The sequence below is a fragment of the Polaribacter glomeratus genome, assembly GCF_002954665.1.
Taxonomy (GTDB): domain Bacteria; phylum Bacteroidota; class Bacteroidia; order Flavobacteriales; family Flavobacteriaceae; genus Polaribacter; species Polaribacter glomeratus.
This window is the reverse complement of sequence record NZ_MSCM01000003.1, coordinates 2,501-5,532: the sequence shown is the minus strand read 5'-3', so window position 1 is coordinate 5,532 and position 3,032 is coordinate 2,501. Positions and strand designations below refer to the sequence as shown.

Annotated in this window: 2 tRNA genes and 2 rRNA genes (1 of these 4 cut by a window edge); all 4 read left to right on the top strand. The window is 45.8% G+C overall.

Going from position 1 to position 3,032, the window contains the following annotated elements:
* Positions 1–117 precede the first annotated feature (117 nt).
* A 16S ribosomal RNA gene (locus tag BTO16_RS17320) occupies positions 118–1,635 on the top strand.
* A gap of 81 nt (positions 1,636–1,716) precedes the next feature.
* Positions 1,717–1,790 (top strand) — tRNA-Ile (locus BTO16_RS17315).
* Positions 1,791–1,934: 144 nt separating this feature from the next.
* Positions 1,935–2,011: transfer RNA gene (locus BTO16_RS17310), tRNA-Ala, on the top strand.
* Positions 2,012–2,249: 238 nt separating this feature from the next.
* A 23S ribosomal RNA gene (locus BTO16_RS17305) occupies positions 2,250–3,032 on the top strand (it continues 2,104 nt past the right edge of the window).
* The 16S and 23S rRNA genes sit together here with 2 tRNA genes alongside, the layout of an rRNA operon.

Sequence of the window (3,032 nt, the reverse complement as noted above, 5' to 3'; positions counted from 1 at the left end):
AAAAGTTCATTGAAAATATTGAAATTGACAGCGTAAACAAAGAGTAGAATAACCATGTCTAGATTTATTTAGACAAAAATTCTTTTGAAACTTATTCATTCATATTATTTAAAATATACAATGAAGAGTTTGATCCTGGCTCAGGATGAACGCTAGCGGCAGGCCTAACACATGCAAGTCGAGGGGTAACAGGGAGCTTGCTTCGCTGACGACCGGCGCACGGGTGCGTAACGCGTATAGAACCTACCTTTTACAGGGGAATAGCCTTTAGAAATGAAGATTAATGCCCCATAGTATTGAGACTTGGCATCAAGTTTTAATTAAAGATTTATCGGTAAAAGATGGCTATGCGTCCTATTAGTTAGTTGGTAAGGTAACGGCTTACCAAGACATCGATAGGTAGGGGTCCTGAGAGGGAGATCCCCCACACTGGTACTGAGACACGGACCAGACTCCTACGGGAGGCAGCAGTGAGGAATATTGGGCAATGGAGGAGACTCTGACCCAGCCATGCCGCGTGTAGGAAGAATGCCCTATGGGTTGTAAACTACTTTTATACAGGAAGAAACACTGGTATGTATACCAGCTTGACGGTACTGTAAGAATAAGGACCGGCTAACTCCGTGCCAGCAGCCGCGGTAATACGGAGGGTCCAAGCGTTATCCGGAATCATTGGGTTTAAAGGGTCCGCAGGCGGTCAATTAAGTCAGAGGTGAAATCCCGTCGCTCAACGACGGAACTGCCTTTGATACTGGTTGACTTGAGTCATATGGAAGTAGATAGAATGTGTAGTGTAGCGGTGAAATGCATAGAGATTACACAGAATACCGATTGCGAAGGCAGTCTACTACGTATGTACTGACGCTCATGGACGAAAGCGTGGGGAGCGAACAGGATTAGATACCCTGGTAGTCCACGCCGTAAACGATGGATACTAGTTGTTGGGCATTAGCTCAGTGACTAAGCGAAAGTGATAAGTATCCCACCTGGGGAGTACGGTCGCAAGACTGAAACTCAAAGGAATTGACGGGGGCCCGCACAAGCGGTGGAGCATGTGGTTTAATTCGATGATACGCGAGGAACCTTACCAGGGCTTAAATGTAGTCTGACAGCTTTAGAGATAGAGTTTTCTTCGGACAGATTACAAGGTGCTGCATGGTTGTCGTCAGCTCGTGCCGTGAGGTGTCAGGTTAAGTCCTATAACGAGCGCAACCCCTGTCGTTAGTTGCCAGCATGTTATGATGGGGACTCTAACGAGACTGCCGGTGCAAACCGCGAGGAAGGTGGGGATGACGTCAAATCATCACGGCCCTTACGTCCTGGGCCACACACGTGCTACAATGGTATGGACAATGAGCAGCCATCTGGCAACAGAGAGCAAATCTATAAACCATATCACAGTTCGGATCGGAGTCTGCAACTCGACTCCGTGAAGCTGGAATCGCTAGTAATCGGATATCAGCCATGATCCGGTGAATACGTTCCCGGGCCTTGTACACACCGCCCGTCAAGCCATGGAAGCTGGGGGTGCCTGAAGTCGGTCACCGCAAGGAGCCGCCTAGGGTAAAACTGGTAACTAGGGCTAAGTCGTAACAAGGTAGCCGTACCGGAAGGTGCGGCTGGAACACCTCCTTTCTAGAGAAAGATGGTGAGTTACAAAAGGGAAGTTTTACTCTTTGCTGTTAATTTTAAAAAAATAGAATATTAAGCTATTATAGTCTCGTAGCTCAGCTGGTTAGAGCGCTACACTGATAATGTAGAGGTCGGCAGTTCGAGTCTGCCCGGGACTACTAGTTTTAATTACGGGTTTGTCAATTTCAAATTACGAGTTAGAATAATAGATTTAATATTTAAGGAAATTCTAGAAGTGGTTATTCACTCATTTAGTCGGCTATCGACTGCAGACTGAAAACTGTGGACTGCCAACTAGAAATGGGGGATTAGCTCAGCTGGCTAGAGCGCTTGCCTTGCACGCAAGAGGTCATCGGTTCGACTCCGATATTCTCCACCAAGCAATGCCTGGAGATAATTTATTTATCTCTGGTGTATTGTAGGCAGATTGTTGCTGTACAGTTTAAATACTTGTCAGTGGTGACTCGCCACAAAGTTCATTGACATATTGGTAAAATGATATCGTAAGAATCAAATAGATAGAGAACGATTAGAACAGCGATGTTTTAGTCAAAAATTTTTTTATAAAAATATAAAAGAGTTCATTATAGTGTGGCAACACACTGTAGCAAAAAGTACAATAAGTTAAGTAAGGGCGTATGGCGGATGCCTAGGCTCTCAGAGACGACGAAGGACGTGATAAGCTGCGAAAAGCTACGGGGAGGGGCACATACCTTTTAATCCGTAGATATCCGAATGGGGCAACCCGGCATGTTGAAGACATGTCACCTAGCAATAGGAGTAAACCCGGTGAACTGAAACATCTAAGTAACCGGAGGAAGAGAAAACAATAGTGATTCCGTTAGTAGTGGCGAGCGAACGCGGATTAGCCCAAACCCATTTTGTTACGGCAAAATGGGGGTTGTAGGACCACAATATTCGATGCTAAGTGAATTAGAACTGTTTGGAAAGACAGACCATAGAGGGTGATAGTCCCGTAAAAGTAAGCGAAGTTATTGATAGTGGTATCCTGAGTAGTGCGGGACACGAGTAATCCTGTATGAATCCACCGGGACCATCCGGTAAGGCTAAATACTCCTGAGAGACCGATAGTGAACTAGTACCGTGAGGGAAAGGTGAAAAGAACCCTAAGTAAGGGAGTGAAATAGATCCTGAAACCGTACGCCTACAAGCGGTCGGAGCACCTATATGGTGTGACGGCGTGCCTTTTGCATAATGAGCCTACGAGTTACTGTTTCTAGCAAGGTTAATTGATTAAGTCAAGGAGCCGTAGCGAAAGCGAGTCTGAATAGGGCGCTTTAGTTAGTAGTAGTAGACGCGAAACCGAGTGATCTACCCATGGGCAGGTTGAAGCTGTGGTAACACATAGTGGAGGACCGAACCAGTTGACGTTGAAAAGT